This is a genomic window from Streptosporangium longisporum, assembly GCF_039534895.1.
Taxonomy (GTDB): domain Bacteria; phylum Actinomycetota; class Actinomycetes; order Streptosporangiales; family Streptosporangiaceae; genus Streptosporangium; species Streptosporangium longisporum.
Map to the genome: position 1 here is coordinate 203595 of NZ_BAAAWD010000007.1, position 14678 is coordinate 218272.

The window sequence follows — 14678 nt, forward strand, 5'->3', positions numbered from 1 at the left end:
ATCGGCCTTCCTGCGGCACGATGGAGAAGACGAGCCGAAGGAGTCGCATGGTCGCGCCGGACGGTGAGAAGCTCGGTCCGTACCGCCTGTTGTCGAAGCTCGGCGCCGGAGGTTTCGGCGAGGTCCACCTGGCGCTGGACCCCGGCGGGCGCACGGTGGCGGTCAAGATCCTGCATCCGCACGTGGCGGCCGACGAGACGGCCCTGACCAGGCTCGCCCGCGAGGTGGAGACGATGCGGCTGGTCCAGGGCCCGCACGTCGCCGAGGTCCTGGACGCCTCGCTGACCGGTGCCCGCCCGTACCTGGTCACCCGCTACGTGCAGGGCCGGCCGCTCAGCGCGGTGATCGCCGCGGACGGCCCGGTCGGCGGTGACGACCTGACGAGGCTGGCCCGTGGCCTGGCCGAGGCCCTGGCCGCGGTGCACGCGGCCGGGGTGGTGCACCGCGACCTCAAGCCCGCCAACGTGATCCTGGCCGACGGGGAGCCGGTGGTCATCGACTTCGGGATCGCCTGCGCGCTCGACTCGCCCTCGGTCACCGCCTCGGGGGCCGTGCTCGGCACGCCCGGCTACCTGGCGCCCGAGGTGCTGGAGGGCACCGGGTCCGGCACCGAGGCCGACGTCTTCGCCTTCGGCGCGACGCTGGCGTACGCGTCCACCGGGCGGCACCCCTACGGGACGGGCCCGGCGTCGGCGATCGGCTACCGGGTCGTCCACCACCCGCCGGACCTGGAGGGCGTCCCGGGATGGCTGGAGCCGCTGCTGCGGGAGTGCCTGCTGCGCGATCCGGCCGCCCGGCCGCCCGCGGACGCGCTCCTGGCCCGGCTCGGCGTCGCCCCGCCCCCCGCGGCCGGTCGTCGCGGAGCCGCGCGGGCGGTGGTCCCGGGGCTCGGGCGAGGCCGCGGTGCACGGCCTGGTCACCCGCGAGTGGCGGCCGGGCCGCCGCCCGCCCGCGGGGAAGCCCTCGCCCGAACAGGCCGCCGAGCGTCGCAGGGCCGTCCTGCACCGCCGCTGGGTGGTGGGCACCGGCCTGCTCGTCTCGCTGGCGGCGGCCACCGCCTCCGACCCGCTGCCCGAGGTGTCGCTGCTGTTGCTGACCGGGTACGGCTCGGTGCTGCTCGCCGACGCCGGGATCGCCCTGTTCGCCCGGCGGGACCGCGGGCGCCTGGTCGTGGACCTGGCCGCGGCGGCCGGGACCGCCGCGCTCTGGGCGGTCCTCGGCACGTTCTTCAGCACCCTCACGCTGGCGCTCGCGCTGGGGACCGTGATCTTCGTGCTGGTCGCGATCCTGATCGCCGGTTGAGCCCACCGTCGGCACCCGGGGGCACGCGCCACCACCGGAACATAGTTCGGTATGGTAGGGGGGTGGCCGCCGGGGAAGGTTCCGGCGGTCCGGTGCGAGCCGCGCAACCTGGCGGTTTGCACCTAAGCTACCGATGGGTAACATAATCTCGGGAGGCCGGGACGGGGCATGTCCCGACCGGGTCACCCGCTGCCACACCGCCTCCGGGCACGTGGCAGTCTTGGCACCGCGTGCACGTGCCCCGCGTGCACGTACCGAGCCGGCGTCAACCGCAGCGACGCGGTGGCGTACGCGAACACGGGAGGTCGGCCACCGGCCATGAACATCGTCGTCTGCGTGAAGCAGGTCCCCGACACGGCGACCGAGCGCAAGCTGAAGTCCGATGACAAGACGCTCGACCGCGACGCCGCCGACGGCGTCATCAACGAGCTGTGCGAGTACGCGGTCGAGGAGGCGCTGCGCCTGAAGGAGGCCCACGGTGGTGAGGTGACCGTCCTCACCATGGGCCCCGACAAGGCGAGCGACACCATCCGCAAGGCCCTGGCCATGGGCGCCGACAAGGCCGTCCACCTGGTGGACGACGCGCTGCACGGCTCGGACACGCTGGGCACCTCCCACGCCCTGGCACAGACCCTCAAGAAGATCGGTTTCGATCTGGTCGTGCTCGGCTCGGAGTCGACCGACGCCCGCACCGGCGTCCTCGCCGCCATGCTGGCCGAGCGCCTGGGCGTGCCGCAGCTCACCTTCGCCAACCAGGTGGAGGTCGACGGGAGCGCCATCTCCATCCACCGCGTCACCGACTACGGCTACGACCGGGTCGAGGCCTCGCTGCCCGCCGTGATCTCCGTCGTGGAGAAGATCAACGAGCCGCGCTACCCGTCCTTCAAGGGCATCATGGCCGCCAAGAAGAAGCCGGTCGAGAAGCTCGGCGTCGCCGACGCCGAGATCGACGCCTCCCAGGTGGGCCTGGTCAACTCCTGGAGCGAGGTCGCCGACTTCGAGGCCGCCCCGGCGCGCGCGGCCGGCACCGTGGTCAAGGACGAGGGTGACGGTGGCGTGAAGGCCGCCGACTTCCTCGCGTCGAAGAAGTTCGTCTGAGAGCGGGGGTAGCTGGAAATGTCTGAGGTTCTCGTTCTGGTCGAGCATGTCGAAGGCCAGGTGAAGAAGGTCACCCTCGAGCTGCTGACGCTCGCCCGCAGGCTGGGCACCCCGTCGGCGGTCTGGACCGGGGCGGGCTACTCCCCGCAGGCCCAGGCCAGGCTGGCCGAGTACGGCGCGGAGAAGATCTACCTGGCAGACTCCGCGGAGGTCGCCGACTACGTCGTCGCCCCCAAGGCGGAGCTGCTGGCCCACCTGGTGGCCGAGAAGTCCCCGGTCGCGGTGCTCGTCGCCGCCACGGCCGAGGCCAAGGAGATCGCCGGGCGCCTCGCCATCAAGACCGACTCCGGCGTGCTCACCGACGTGGTGGGCATCGAGGACGGCCTGGTCGCCGACCAGTCCATCTTCGGCGGCGGCGTCAACGTCCGCTCCCGGGTGACCAAGGGCATCCCGATCATCGCGGTGCGTCCCAACGCGACGCCGGTCGAGGCCTCCACCGGCGCGGGGACCGAGGAGCAGGTCTCCTTCACCGTCTCCGACGCCGCCAAGAGCGCCAGGATCGTGGAGCGGGTCAAGGAGGACAAGGGTGCGCGCCCGGAGCTCACCGAGGCCGCGATCGTGGTCTCCGGCGGCCGGGGCGTGGGCTCGGCGGAGAACTTCTCGATCATCGAGGAGCTCGCCGACTCGCTCGGCGCGGCCGTCGGCGCCTCCCGCGCCGCGACCGACGCCGGCTGGTACCCGCACCAGTTCCAGGTCGGGCAGACCGGCAAGACCGTCTCGCCGCAGCTCTACATCGCGGCGGGCATCTCCGGGGCCATCCAGCACCGGGCCGGCATGCAGACCGCCAAGACGATCCTCGCGATCAACAAGGACCCGGAGGCGCCGATCTTCGAGCTCGCCGACTTCGGGGTCGTGGGCGACCTGCACCAGATCGTCCCGCAGCTGACCCAGGAGGTCGGCAAGCGCAAGTGATCGGCCTCACCCGGAGGGCCGGACGGTGCGAACCGTCCGGCCCTCCGGCGTGTGAGGCCCCCGGCGTGTGCGTCCCCGGCAGGCGGCCCCTCCGGAGGGTGCGGCCCTTTCGAAGGGAGCCTTCCGGGCCGCCGGGACGTCCTCTCAGGCCGCCATGGACAGCTCGCGCGGGGCGGTCCGCGCCGGGACGGGCAGGGCCGTCGCGCGGAAACGGGGCAGGAACCAGGCGAGCGCTGCGATCAGCACCCCGAGCACCACGGCGATGCCCAGGCCCGCCCTGAGCGTGGCCACGTCGGCCAGGAAGCCGATGAGCACCGGCCCCAGCAGCAGCCCCGCGTACCCCATGGCGCCGGTCTGGGCGATGGCCGGTCCGGGGTCGGCGGTCGCGCCGCCCGCCAGCGACATCGCCATCGGCGAGACCGTCGCCACCGCCACGCCCACGAAGAGCATGGCCGAGAGGGCGACGAGCGCCGTCGGAGCGGTGAGGACCACGCCGAAGGTGGCGGCGGTGGCCAGGCCGGAGGCGACCATCATGCCGCGGGCGCCGAACCGGGCCCGGACGCGGTCACCGGTCAGCCGCCCGGCCAGCATGCCCGCCTCGAAGATCGGGTAGCCCAGCGCGGCTGCCGCCTCGGTGGCGCCGAGCACGTCACGCAGGTATAGACCGTTCCAATCGGCGACCGTTCCCTCCACCATGAACGCGCAGAAGGCGATCACTCCGAGCAGGTAGACCACCGGCGGCATCCGCCGGCGGGCGGCCGGTGCGGCGCCGTCGTGGCCGGGGGAGACCACCGGGTCGGGCAGGCAGGTACGGCCGGCGAAGGCCGTCGCCGGGAGCGCGAGCAGGGCGACCAGGGTCAGGTGGACCGTGATCGGCAGCCCCGCGGCGATGGCCGCGGCGCCCAGCAGGCCCGCGGAGATCGCCCCGGCGCACCAGCCCGCGTGCATGCCGTTCATCAGCGGGCGCCCGTAGGCGCGCTCGACCACCGATCCCTGCGCGTTCATCGCGACGTCCACCGCGCCGAACGCCATGCCGAACAGGGCGCTCGCGGCCAGGGCCAGCGGGAACGACGGCGCCAGGGCCAGCAGGGCCAGGGTGACCGCGGTGAGGGGGGCCGCGACCCGCAGGACGCTCCGGCTGCCGACGCGCGCCATCACCACGCGCATGGACTGCATGGTGACGAGCGCCCCCAGCCCCCAGACGAGCAGGGTGGCACCCACCGACGCCTCGGACAGGCCGAGTTTGTCGGAGAGCGCCGGGATGCGAACGGTCATCGATCCACAGAGCAGTCCGGCGAGCACGAATGTGAGAACCGCTCCGGTTCGAGCCGTCCTCAGGTCGCGGGTCATGACGAAGTCCTTTCAATACACGTTTTGACAAAGTGCGGAGCGGGCACAACAGAATCGGTCGCTTCCGCGCAGGCGGAAGCGACCGCCAATCCGTCGGGGGGCCGCACCCCGCTGGGGTGGGTGATCGATCGGCGAGGCCGTGATCAGGCCGTCGAGGCCGTCGAAGTCGTCGTCATCAGTCGGCAGGCCCGGGAGACCCGGGTGACCCGGACGACAGGGTCGTGACCGGCCCGGTGGGACGCCGGATCCGGCGGGAGGCCCGGCAGGCCTTACGATCAGTGCGGCAGGGCTCCGGTCAGGGGGCCAGCAGCGCCAGCAGGCGCCTCTCCAGACGCGCGTAGTGCCCGGCGTCGTAGAGGTCGGGGTCGTGACTGGCCACGTCCCACAGGCCCTCGCAGGCCAGGCGCACGATCTGCGCCGCCTCCGGATCCGGCTCGTCGCCGAGCCCCTCGCGGTGCCAGCGGGCCATCGCCGTCCGCAGCGGCGCCAGCAGGTAGGGGTTGCCCGAGGCGCCGGTCACCACGGCCCAGCGCCGTAACCTGCCGCTCTGCACGGCGGCGAACGTGGCCGCCAGGTAGTTCTTCGTGTAGGTGTCGTGGCCCTGCGCGGCGACGAGCTCGTCGAACTCCTCGATCAGGCGCTCCACCATGCCCTTGATCAGGGCTTCCTTGGTGCCGAAGTGGTAGAGCAGGCCGCCCTTGCTGCATCCGGCGCGCTCGGCCACGGTCGCCAGGGTGAGAGCCTGGGAGCCCTGGTCGCCGAGGAGATCCTCCGCCGCGTCCAACAGCTCTTCCCGTCTCATGAAGACGACTGTACCGTCTGGACGGTTCAGTGGTCAACTCCGGGGGTGAGCTCCTCGACGGGCGCGGATACCCTGGGGAGGTTGACAGCCGACTTGGGGAGGGGAATGCGGTCGTGAAGTCCGCCTATCTCGATCACGCGGCGACCACGCCGATGCTTCCCGAGGCGATCGAGGCCGTGACGGCCCAGCTCGGCCAGGTGGGGAACGCCTCCTCGCTGCACGCCGCGGGCCGTCGTACCCGTCAGGTCGTGGAGGAGTCGCGGGAGACCATCGCGGCCGCCCTCGGTGCCCGTCCCAGCGAGGTCGTCTTCACCTCCGGCGGCACCGAGGCCGACAACCTGGCGGTCAAGGGGCTGTACTGGGCCCGGCGCGCCACGGGTGCCCGCAGGATCCTGATCAGCGCGGTCGAGCACCACGCCACCCTGGACCCGGCGCACTGGCTGGCCGACCACCAGGGCGCGACCGTCGAGCCGCTGGAGGTCGACGAGTTCGGCCGGGTGAGCCCGGACACGCTCAGGGAGGCCGTCGAGCGCGACCCCGCGAGCGTCGCCCTGATCAGCGTCATGTGGGCCAACAACGAGGTCGGCACCGTCCAGCCGGTCGAGGCGCTGGCCGGGACGGCCCGGGAGCACGGCATCCCCTTCCACACCGACGCGGTCCAGGCGGTCGGCCAGCTCCCGGTGTCCTTCGCCGACTGCGGGGCCGACGCGCTGACGCTCTCCGGGCACAAGGTCGGCGGGCCGATGGGCGTCGGCGCCCTGCTGCTGGCCCGGGGCGTCGACCCGGTGCCGGTGCTGCACGGGGGCGGCCAGGAGCGCGACGTGCGCTCCGGCACGCTCGACGCGCCCGCCGCCGCGGGGCTGGCCACGGCCGTGCAGATCGCGGTGGCCCGCCAGGCCGAGACCGCGGCCCGCCTGTCCGGGCTCCGCGACGACCTGATCCACCGGGTCCGCCTGGCGGTCCCGGACGTGATCCTCAACGGTGATCCGGTGAACCGCCTGCCCGGCAACGCCCACTTCTCCTTCCCCGGCTGCGAGGGCGACGCCCTGCTCATGCTGCTGGACGCCAAGGGCGTGGAGTGCTCGACCGGCTCGGCCTGCTCGGCCGGGGTGGCGCAGCCCTCCCACGTCCTGCTCGCGATGGGCGCCGACGGCTACCGGGCGCGCGGCTCGTTGCGCTTCTCCCTGGGACACACCTCGACCGAGGAGGACGTGGACCGGCTGGTGGAGGTCATCGGCCTCGCGGTCGAGCGGGCCCGCCGCGCGGGCCTGAGCTGACCCGGGCCTGAGCCTCGCACCGGCCCGCACCGGCCCGCACCGACACGGCCTGGGCGGGCACGGGCTCACCCGCCGACCCGGGCCGGTGCGCCGCCGAGGGCCGCTGCGCCGCCGAGCCGGTCAGGTCAGGAAAGGGGAGACGGCGATCCAGCCGGGGTCGGCGGTCACGTCGACCCGGGGACGGCCCTCCTCCCAGCCCGCGCTCAGCTCCCTGGCGCAGGAGGCCGCCTCGCTCGCCGGGTCGGCGTAGAGGTGCAGCACGCGCTGTCCCTCGGCGCTCAGGTGCGCGGCCAGGACGGCGCGGCCGTTCAGCCGGCCGATCCGCCCGGCGAGGCGCTCCTCGACGTCGCGCAGCGCCTCCAGCGACGACCCCGCGGGCAGCCCCTCGGCGTCCCGGTGCGCGTACGGGAGCGTGATCTCGATGTGCTGGTCGAGCAGGGGGTGGTCGACCGGGCGGAGGGGGTGGCGGGCGGTGGCGACCAGGCGGGCACCGGAGGCGGTCCGGCCCTCCAGCAGCGCCCACTGCTCGTCCCGGTACCCGGAGGCCAGGTCGGCGACCACGCCCGGCAGGTGCACGGCGGGCACCGCGTCGATCGGCTCGTAGGCCGCGGCGGAGACGTCGCCCACCCAGCGGGCCACCTCGTCCTCGCCGAGCAGCCGGTCCAGGGCGAGCAGCGCCGCCTCGGTACGGGTCTCCTCCTCCAGCAGGGTGAAGACCGGGTGATGGGCGACCACGTCGATCCGGGGGCTGCCGTGCGGGACGCGCAGCCCGAGCACCAGCCCGTCGAGCGCGAGCTCGTAGCCGCCGGCGTCGAGGACGAGGCCCGTCGGGTCCGGGGCGGCCCGCCGGGACGGGTGGAACTCCCACGACCCGTCGGCGGGCGGGGCCGCGGCGGCCCAGCGGTGCGCGGTGGGACGCAGCTCCGGGTCACCGGCCGAGGTGACCACCAGGGCCCGTCCGGCCGCCCGGCCGGGGACGATCTCCCAGACCAGCGAGGGGTGCACGACCTGTACCGCCGGGCCGATCCACTCGGCCAGCCGCCCGGTCTCGCCCGCGGCGGCCATCGCGTCCAGCTCGGGCCTGGCCTGTGCCCACCACGCCCAGAACTCGGCGATGCCGCCCGCGGGATCGGGGGCGGGCTCGTTCCTCCGCCCGAACAGTCGCATGACCCCGGATTCTCCCAGCCCGCCGGGGCACCTGCCAACGCGGGTACGCTCAAGGGGTTATGAGTCTCCGTGTGCTTGCCGCCATGTCCGGCGGCGTCGACTCCGCCGTGGCCGCCGCCCGCATCGCCGATGCGGGCCACGATGTCACCGGCGTCCACCTCGCCCTCTCCGCCAACCCTCGTTCCCACCGGACCGGTGCCCGGGGGTGCTGCACGATCGAGGACTCGCGCGACGCCCGCAGGGCCGCCGACGTGATCGGCATCCCCTTCTACGTGTGGGACATGGCCGAGCGCTTCCAGCGCGACGTGATCGAGGACTTCGTCAGCGAGTACGCCGCCGGTCGCACCCCCAACCCGTGCCTGCGCTGCAACGAGAAGATCAAGTTCGAGGCGGTGCTGGACCGGGCCCTGGCCCTCGGGTTCGACGCGGTGGCCACCGGGCACCACGCCCGCGTCGCCGACGGCGTGCTGAGCCGCAGCCCCGACCACGGCAAGGACCAGTCGTACGTGCTGGGCGTCCTGACCCGGCAGCAGCTCGCTCACGCGATCTTCCCGCTGGGCGACTCCACCAAGGCCCAGGTGCGCGAGGAGGCGGCGCGGCGCGGGCTCACGGTGGCCGAGAAGCCCGACAGCCACGACGTCTGCTTCATCGCCGACGGCGACACCCGGGGCTTCCTCGCCGGCCGCCTCGGCGCGGCGCCGGGCCCGATCGTCGACGAGTCCGGCGAGGTGGTGGGCGACCACGAGGGGGCGTACGGCTTCACGGTCGGCCAGCGCAAGGGGCTGCGCATCGACCGCCCGGCCCCCGACGGCCGCCCGCGCTACGTGCTGTCCATCGAGCCGGTCTCCAACACGGTCACGGTCGGCCCGCGCTCGTCGCTGGAGGTCACCTCCATCGTGGCCGGGCGCCCGGTCTGGAACGGGCCGGTGGACGTGCCCCGCGAGCCGCTGGCCTGCACGGTCCAGCTCCGCGCGCACGGCGAGGTGTACGGCTGCCGTGCCCAGCTCTCCGGCGACCAGGTGCACATCACGCTGGACGCCCCGGCCACCGGGGTCGCCGCGGGCCAGGCCGCCGTGCTCTACCTCGGCGACACCGTGATCGGCTCCGCGACCATCGCCTCGGCCTCCTGAGCCCGCGGCCCGGTCACCGGGCCGCCGGGCGGAGGTCCGTCGCGCGGCTACGGCCGCCCGCCCCGGGGTGCTCGCCCCGCGGGTCCCGGGCCCCCGGGGCGCCGGACGGGATCACGGCAGGGTGACCGACTCGCCCGGCGAAAGGCGGCGCATGTCCGCCTGCTGGTGGTCCGACTCCATCGCCAGCCACCTGTCGACCATGCGGAGCCCGTCGTCGTTGAGCAGGCCGTCATGGGTGGAGAAGGCGCGGGCCGGGCGGACCTCGCGCAGGTAGTCGATCATCTCCCGGACCTTCATCCACGGGGCGTTGGACGGCACCAGGAGGGTGGGCACCCCCGGCTCCGGCACCGTGAACGCGTCCCCCGGGTAGAAGACCTCCTCGTCCACCATGAAGCCGACGTTGCCGATGATCGGCATGTCCGGATGGACGGGGGCGTGCCACTCGCCGACGACCCGTACCCCGAAACCGGCCGCGTCGAAGGTGTCGCCGTCCCGTACCGTGTGGATCGTCGCGGGCAGGCCGGTCAGCGTGGCGGCCACGGCCTCGTTGGTCCAGATCTCCAGGGCGGGATCGGCCTCGGCCGCCCGGCGCAGCCGGTCGGCGTCCACGTGGTCGAAGTGCTCGTGGGTGATGAGCACGGCGCGGGCCCCGTCGAGCGCGGACTCCTCGCTGAAGGATCCCGGGTCGATCACCAGGGCGGAGTCGTCCTTCTCCAGGCGTACGCAGGCGTGCCTGAACTTCGTGAGTCTCATCTTCCCAGGCTAGGGGGCCGGTTCTCAGGGGCCCGGTCGAGCCCGGGCACGGTGCGCCATGGGTCCCGCCCGGGGGGATGCCCCCGGGCGGGACGCGGTCAGGTGATCACGGCCGGAGCCGTGCCGCCGTCACCGCCCCAGACGTCCTCGTCCTCGACGAGCCAGGTGGACCGCTCGCGGTCCTGGTTCCCCTCGCCCGGCGAGCCGCCCATCGGCATGAACGGCATGCCGCCCATGCCCATACCGGTGCCCACGCCGGCGCCCCGCGTGCCGCCGACACCGTTGACGGCGTTGAGGCCGCCCCCGGCCCCGCCGGTGGTGGCGCCGTTGCCGACCCAGGTGCCCGGCCCGGTGCCGGTGGGGTTGTTCAGGCCGTTCAGGCTGTTGGGCCCGTTCAGGCCGTTCGGGCCGAGCGAGGTGGTGGACGGGCCCGTGCCGATGCCCGGGCCGGTGCCGTTGTACTGGGGCAGGCCGATGCCCGGGCCGGTCCCGGGACCCGTCGCCGTCGGCACCGTCGGTGTCGTGGGCTCGAAGCCGGCCAGGTGGGTGGCGCGCGGGTCGTTCGGGTTCAGGCCGCCCTGCTGGTCGGGGGAGTACCCCGCCGGCATGGTGACGGTCCCCGGCTGTCCCGAGCCGGGACCGCCGGCACCCGGATACCCCGGGTAGGCCGGGTTGCTCCCGCCGCCGGGAAGGCCCCCGCCGGGGTCGGTGACCCCCGGGTAGGCCCCGCCACCGGGAAGGTTCCCCCCGCCGGGCAGGGTGCCGCCACCGGGCAGGTTGACCCCGCCGGAGCCGCCGCCCGGGTAGCCGCCGGGCAGGCCGCCCCCGCCGGAGCCCCCGCCGGGGTAGCCGGGCAGGCCGGGGCCCGTGTAGCCGCCCCCGCCGGGATAGGCCCCGCCGGAGCCGCCACCGGGGTAGCCGCCGTAACCGCCACCCCCGGGCAGCCCGCCGTACCCGCCACCCGGGTACCCCCCGCCGGGGATCCCGCCGCCGGGCGGGACACCGCCGGGGATACCTCCCGGGTAGTCCTGGTTGGTGAGCGCGGGGCCGGCCGGACCGCCCAGGATGGGCAGGTCCTTCTCCACGGTCGGGGGGATGTCGTTGTAGAGCTTGACCAGTTCCTTGTTGAGGTTGACCAGGTCGTCCCGGGCGAAGTCGTTGTTCGACTTGTTGGTGATGAGGTAGCCGCCGCCCACGTGACCGGTGGCGATGTCGTCCCCGGGGAGGATGTCGAGCCCGTCGAGGAATCCCACGGCCGACGGCCTGGTGGCGGCGAGTTCGGTGTACTTGGGAAGGGCCTCCGCGCCGTACTGGACCAGTGGCGGCCCGAGCTGGCCGCAGCGGATGGCCAGCTCCTGAACCGTCTTGTGGACCAGTTGAAGCGCTTGCTGCGCCTGGATCGAGGCGTCCCCGCTCCAGACCTGGGCGAGCTGGGCGGCGACGTCCCTGATCAGGGTGTGGCTGCCCTGCAGCGTGCCCGCCGCGGATTTGTAGGCGTGGCCCGCCTCCTCGATGGCCCGGGGGTTGGTGGCCGCGAGCATTTCCTTGATCTCGACGGCGCTGTAGCCGCTGTAGTGGTCACGGCTGCCGATCTCCGGTGCGCTCTCACCGTCGAACTTGATGTGGTGGATCGCGCGGTCGTTGCCCATCGCCTCAGCTCGCCTTGTTCGTGGTGCTGGACTGCTCGGCGTCCTGGTAGTTGTAGGCGGCGGCCCGCAGCAGCTCGATCGCGGCCCGGTACCTGGCGATGGTGTCCTGGTAGACCACGCCGATCTTCATATGGGCCTTCTGGGCGGTCCTGGCGACGTCCTTGGCGGTGTCCCAGCTGCCGAACTGGGCCTCGGTCAGGTTGGTCATGGCCCGCATGTCCTGCAGGGCGCCCTCGTTGGAGCCCTCCAGGCGCACGAGGTCCTCCTCCAGGGCCTTGAGGAGCTGCTTGATCCGGTCGCGCTTGATCTCGACGGCGGGACGGTTCTTGTCGAGGCCGGGCCAGGAGGGTTGTCTGTCTTCGGGAGGTAGCATGCCTCTCTCCCCGTGGCTGAGGGGACGCGGCGTCGCCGCGACCCGGTCGGTTCTTCCCGATGACGAGGGGCCCCGGCGTCGCCGTGGCCCGCTCGGTTACCAGGTGTCAGCGTCCGTCGAACATCGACACGTTGACCTTCTCGGTCTGCGAGAAGTTCTCCCTGCCGATCTCGATGACGCCACCGAGGCGCTGGAGGAGCTGGGCCATCCGGCCGGACGCGGCGTCCCACTGGGCGCGTGCGGCGTAGTAGGCGGTGCGGGCGTCGCCCTCCCAGTCGCCGAGCAACCGGTCGAGGTCTCCTTCGAGTGTCTGGAGGGTGCCCTCCAGCATCTGCCACTGCCGCGCGAAGTCCGCGGCAGAGCGGTCCATCTGGCCGAAATCGACAAGAGTGCGGTCAAGGTCGCTAGCCATGGTGATCCCCGTTTCTGAGCTGTGTCAGCTGTTGATGTCGGCGGAGAGCTTGCCGATGGTGCCGGCCTGGTTCTCCTCCGTCGACTGGTAGTTCTTCTGGGTGAGCTTGAGCTTCTCGGACAGACCCTCCAGCTCGCGCAGGATGACGGTCATCTCGGTGTTCCAGGCGTTGAACACGCTGTCGAACGAGACCGCGGACTGGCCGTCCCAGCCCGAGCGCAGCTCGCCGCGGTGCCCGTCGAGCTGGGTCTTGATCTGGGTGATCGTGTTCTTGGCGTCCAGGGTCTTCTGCGAGGACTCGACGAGCCGCGAGTGATCCGCATTTGTTCTAGCCACGCTGGCACCTCCATGGTGCTCGATGGACATGAGTGCTTCGATCATTACAAAGTGGACAGTGAGATGATCTCACCCTGATAACAGGGGGATGTCCCGTTGGTAACGGGAATCACCGCTGTCCCAATGGCACCGGGTTTCTCGCCGCTGCGGGGTCGAGCGTAGGCCCCTGCGGGATCAAATGCACGATATGGGCGGGTAGCGGCGCGACGTCGGCGGCCGTGTACCCCAGGCTCGGCAGCGACTCCGCCGAGGTGATCGCGTGCCGCCGCCCCTGGTCGCTGATCAGGAAGAGCGAGCCGACCGCGTCCAGCCTGCCGTTCCCGGGCAGCACGCCCACCAGCGAGGCGCTGCCCGGCGGCAGCACGACCTGGTCCACCGAGTCCTGGTCGAACCGCCCCCCGGGCGGCGCCGGGATCCGCACCGTGCTGCCGACGGTCAGCCGGGCCCGGGTCGATCCGCGCTCGGTGTCGGCGTAGACCGCGCACACCGGCGAGGCCGGGTCGGGGGAGACGACCTTCGGCATGACCTCGGGCAGACCGGCCTGCCCGAGACGGGTGGCCGAGCGCCGCATCCCGTTCGCGGTCGCCGCGTCGATCTCCACGGCGCGCACCGGCGCCCTGCCGTACGCCCGCTTGCTGGCCGGGTCCTGGAGCATCAGGTCCGCCTGGGCGGGGGTGAGCGGGGCCAGGCCGTCGGCGAGCAGGACGTACCACTTGGCCGTGCCGCCGGCGGCCGCCGGCACGGTGTAGATCCGGCCGACCGCCGAGCGTCCGCCGTCGGGGCCGCGTACCGTGCGGCCGCGGGTGGCCATCGCGGGCGCGCGGAAGTCAGGGCCGATGGGCAGCGCGTTGAGCCAGACCGCGGGGACCTGCCGGGGCTGCTCCTCGGTCAGCGCCCGCAGGCTCTGGGGCGGCACCCGCATCCGCCGGTCCCCCCACAGCAGCCAGGTCTGGGACCCCTCCTCCACGACCATCGCGGCGCTCCGCCCGAACGGCGTGCCGCCGACCCCGAAACCACCGATCAGCGAGGTGTACGGGGCCCGTGCCCCGGTCGCGTCCACGCCCTCGACCACGCAGGCCGACCAGGGTGCGCGCACCAGCCGGGTGCGCGGCGGCAGCGACTCGGGGGCCCCGGGAATGCCGACCATGAGCCCGCGGGAGAAGCGCGCCAGGGAGGCGTTGGTGACCGTGCGCACCTTCACGGCCTGCGCGCCGCCGATCAGCAGCCGGGCCGAGGTCACGTTGGCGACCGGGATCATCCGGTTCTGGGACGCGCTGTAGACGAAGGTCGCGCCCGACTCCTCCTCGACGATCACCGTCCCTGGCGCGGTGAGCGCGGTGGCGCCGCCCGGCCGCAGCAGCCCGTAGATGCCGAACCCCGCCATCACCAGCACCGCGACCAGCACGCCGCAGAGCGTGGCCACGTTGTGCCTGCGCATCGGCGACTCGGGCACGTCGGGTTCACCCTGGAGCAGGGCCATGCCCAGGCGCTGGGTCATCAGCCTGTGCGCCTGGTAGAGATCACGACGGGTCTGCATCCCACCTCCGCCTCGCAGGGTGCGCGGTCGCCGACAGCATAGAAGCGCCGGTGACGCCCGGGACACGCGGTGCCGATGGTGAACGGTGGGGGGCGCGGACGTTTCCGATCATCGGCGAGCGTGTGAACAGGCCTTCGAAGCACCCGGAAGGGCCGGATGGGGATGGTAGGAGATGTCCGGGAACATGCGATCACGGGAGGCCACATGACCCAGGAGAGGTACGTCACCTCCATGGCGATCGAGAGCATTCGCGCCGAGATCGAGGAGGACGTCATCCCGAAGCTCAAGGAGTTCCGCGCGATGATCGGCGACACCACGGTCGGTTTTCCCGGCTGGGGCGCCATCGGCGAGGTCGCGGTCGGGATGCGGTACCGGGACGTCCAGCGGGACGTGGGGGAGAAGTTCGACGACGCCGTGGCGGCGCTGGAGTCGTGGACGGTCGCGCTGACCACCGCCCGCGCCAACTGGCGCGCCGCGGAGGACAACAGCACCGTCGTCTACCAGTGATCCACGGAAGGGG

Annotated in this window: 15 protein-coding genes and 1 pseudogene; 7 read left to right on the plus strand and 9 right to left on the minus strand. The window is 73.1% G+C overall.

Annotation, left to right across the window (positions count from 1 at the left end; genetic code table 11):
- Positions 1 to 47 precede the first annotated feature (47 nt).
- The 4 genes and pseudogenes from ABD832_RS42130 to ABD832_RS13880 all read left to right on the plus strand — a co-directional run.
- Positions 48 to 764: pseudogene (locus ABD832_RS42130) on the plus strand (serine/threonine-protein kinase); the annotation flags it as partial.
- A 139-nt stretch (positions 765 to 903) separates the two neighbouring features.
- A complete protein-coding gene (locus ABD832_RS13870; RefSeq protein ID WP_344893993.1) occupies positions 904 to 1302 on the plus strand; it encodes a hypothetical protein in 399 nt (132 codons plus the stop codon).
- Positions 1303 to 1620: 318 nt separating this feature from the next.
- Positions 1621 to 2400, plus strand: coding sequence for an electron transfer flavoprotein subunit beta/FixA family protein (locus ABD832_RS13875; RefSeq protein ID WP_344893996.1), 780 nt, complete (start codon positions 1621 to 1623; stop codon positions 2398 to 2400).
- Positions 2401 to 2418: 18 nt separating this feature from the next.
- On the plus strand, positions 2419 to 3372 hold the full coding sequence (locus ABD832_RS13880; RefSeq protein ID WP_344893999.1) for an electron transfer flavoprotein subunit alpha/FixB family protein: 954 nt from the start codon (positions 2419 to 2421) through the stop codon (positions 3370 to 3372).
- Between the two features lie 144 nt (positions 3373 to 3516).
- On the opposite strand, the gene ABD832_RS13885 is transcribed toward ABD832_RS13880, so the two are convergent.
- A complete protein-coding gene (locus tag ABD832_RS13885; RefSeq protein ID WP_344894002.1) occupies positions 3517 to 4722 on the minus strand; it encodes an MFS transporter in 1206 nt (401 codons plus the stop codon).
- Positions 4723 to 5017: 295 nt separating this feature from the next.
- A complete protein-coding gene (locus ABD832_RS13890; protein WP_344894005.1) occupies positions 5018 to 5524 on the minus strand; it encodes a TetR/AcrR family transcriptional regulator in 507 nt (168 codons plus the stop codon).
- 113 nt (positions 5525 to 5637) lie between these two features.
- Here ABD832_RS13890 and ABD832_RS13895 point away from each other — a divergent pair, with 113 nt between their 5' ends.
- On the plus strand, positions 5638 to 6801 hold the full coding sequence (locus ABD832_RS13895; protein WP_344894008.1) for a cysteine desulfurase family protein: 1164 nt from the start codon (positions 5638 to 5640) through the stop codon (positions 6799 to 6801).
- 120 nt (positions 6802 to 6921) lie between these two features.
- Here the strand turns inward: ABD832_RS13895 and ABD832_RS13900 are convergent, their stop codons facing one another.
- The gene (locus tag ABD832_RS13900) at positions 6922 to 7968 is read right to left on the minus strand and encodes a DUF695 domain-containing protein (protein WP_344894011.1); all 1047 of its coding nucleotides are present in this window, start codon (positions 7966 to 7968) and stop codon (positions 6922 to 6924) included.
- A gap of 59 nt (positions 7969 to 8027) precedes the next feature.
- Between ABD832_RS13900 and mnmA the strand changes: the two genes are divergently transcribed.
- Positions 8028 to 9098: a tRNA 2-thiouridine(34) synthase MnmA gene (gene mnmA / locus ABD832_RS13905; protein ID WP_344894014.1), complete on the plus strand. Its 1071-nt coding sequence runs from the start codon at positions 8028 to 8030 to the stop codon at positions 9096 to 9098.
- Positions 9099 to 9209: 111 nt separating this feature from the next.
- Here mnmA and ABD832_RS13910 read toward each other — a convergent pair whose 3' ends face one another.
- The 6 genes from ABD832_RS13910 to eccB all read right to left on the minus strand — a co-directional run bounded on the left by ABD832_RS13910 (position 9210) and on the right by eccB (position 14158).
- Positions 9210 to 9851 carry an MBL fold metallo-hydrolase gene (locus tag ABD832_RS13910; RefSeq protein ID WP_344894017.1) on the minus strand — a complete coding sequence of 214 codons (642 nt, stop codon included), beginning with the start codon at positions 9849 to 9851 and terminating at the stop codon, positions 9210 to 9212.
- Between the two features lie 98 nt (positions 9852 to 9949).
- Positions 9950 to 11500, minus strand: a complete 1551-nt coding sequence (locus ABD832_RS13915; protein ID WP_344894020.1) for a WXG100 family type VII secretion target — start codon at positions 11498 to 11500, stop codon at positions 9950 to 9952.
- Between the two features lie 4 nt (positions 11501 to 11504).
- Positions 11505 to 11873: a hypothetical protein gene (locus ABD832_RS13920; RefSeq protein ID WP_344894023.1), complete on the minus strand. Its 369-nt coding sequence runs from the start codon at positions 11871 to 11873 to the stop codon at positions 11505 to 11507.
- 106 nt (positions 11874 to 11979) lie between these two features.
- On the minus strand, positions 11980 to 12285 hold the full coding sequence (locus ABD832_RS13925) for a WXG100 family type VII secretion target (RefSeq protein ID WP_344894026.1): 306 nt from the start codon (positions 12283 to 12285) through the stop codon (positions 11980 to 11982).
- 24 nt (positions 12286 to 12309) lie between these two features.
- Positions 12310 to 12621, minus strand: coding sequence for a WXG100 family type VII secretion target (locus ABD832_RS13930; RefSeq protein ID WP_344894029.1), 312 nt, complete (start codon positions 12619 to 12621; stop codon positions 12310 to 12312).
- 109 nt (positions 12622 to 12730) lie between these two features.
- Positions 12731 to 14158 carry a type VII secretion protein EccB gene (gene eccB, locus ABD832_RS13935; RefSeq protein ID WP_344894032.1) on the minus strand — a complete coding sequence of 476 codons (1428 nt, stop codon included), beginning with the start codon at positions 14156 to 14158 and terminating at the stop codon, positions 12731 to 12733.
- Between the two features lie 204 nt (positions 14159 to 14362).
- Here eccB and ABD832_RS13940 point away from each other — a divergent pair, with 204 nt between their 5' ends.
- On the plus strand, positions 14363 to 14665 hold the full coding sequence (locus tag ABD832_RS13940; protein WP_344894035.1) for a hypothetical protein: 303 nt from the start codon (positions 14363 to 14365) through the stop codon (positions 14663 to 14665).
- Positions 14666 to 14678: the final 13 nt, after the last annotated feature.

Excerpts from the sequence above, each read along its gene's own strand:
- ABD832_RS13910 (WP_344894017.1), bottom strand. The coding sequence starts at position 9,851 with ATGAGACTCACGAAGTTCAGGCACGCCTGCGTACGCCTGGAGAAGGAC.
- ABD832_RS13915 (WP_344894020.1), bottom strand. The coding sequence starts at position 11,500 with ATGGGCAACGACCGCGCGATCCACCACATCAAGTTCGACGGTGAGAGC.
- ABD832_RS13875 (WP_344893996.1), top strand. The coding sequence starts at position 1,621 with ATGAACATCGTCGTCTGCGTGAAGCAGGTCCCCGACACGGCGACCGAG.
- eccB (WP_344894032.1), bottom strand. The coding sequence starts at position 14,158 with ATGCAGACCCGTCGTGATCTCTACCAGGCGCACAGGCTGATGACCCAG.
- ABD832_RS13920 (WP_344894023.1), bottom strand. The coding sequence starts at position 11,873 with ATGCTACCTCCCGAAGACAGACAACCCTCCTGGCCCGGCCTCGACAAG.
- ABD832_RS13890 (WP_344894005.1), bottom strand. The coding sequence starts at position 5,524 with ATGAGACGGGAAGAGCTGTTGGACGCGGCGGAGGATCTCCTCGGCGAC.
- ABD832_RS13880 (WP_344893999.1), top strand. The coding sequence starts at position 2,419 with ATGTCTGAGGTTCTCGTTCTGGTCGAGCATGTCGAAGGCCAGGTGAAG.
- mnmA (WP_344894014.1), top strand. The coding sequence starts at position 8,028 with ATGAGTCTCCGTGTGCTTGCCGCCATGTCCGGCGGCGTCGACTCCGCC.
- ABD832_RS13940 (WP_344894035.1), top strand. The coding sequence starts at position 14,363 with ATGACCCAGGAGAGGTACGTCACCTCCATGGCGATCGAGAGCATTCGC.
- ABD832_RS13885 (WP_344894002.1), bottom strand. The coding sequence starts at position 4,722 with ATGACCCGCGACCTGAGGACGGCTCGAACCGGAGCGGTTCTCACATTC.
- ABD832_RS13925 (WP_344894026.1), bottom strand. The coding sequence starts at position 12,285 with ATGGCTAGCGACCTTGACCGCACTCTTGTCGATTTCGGCCAGATGGAC.
- ABD832_RS13900 (WP_344894011.1), bottom strand. The coding sequence starts at position 7,968 with ATGCGACTGTTCGGGCGGAGGAACGAGCCCGCCCCCGATCCCGCGGGC.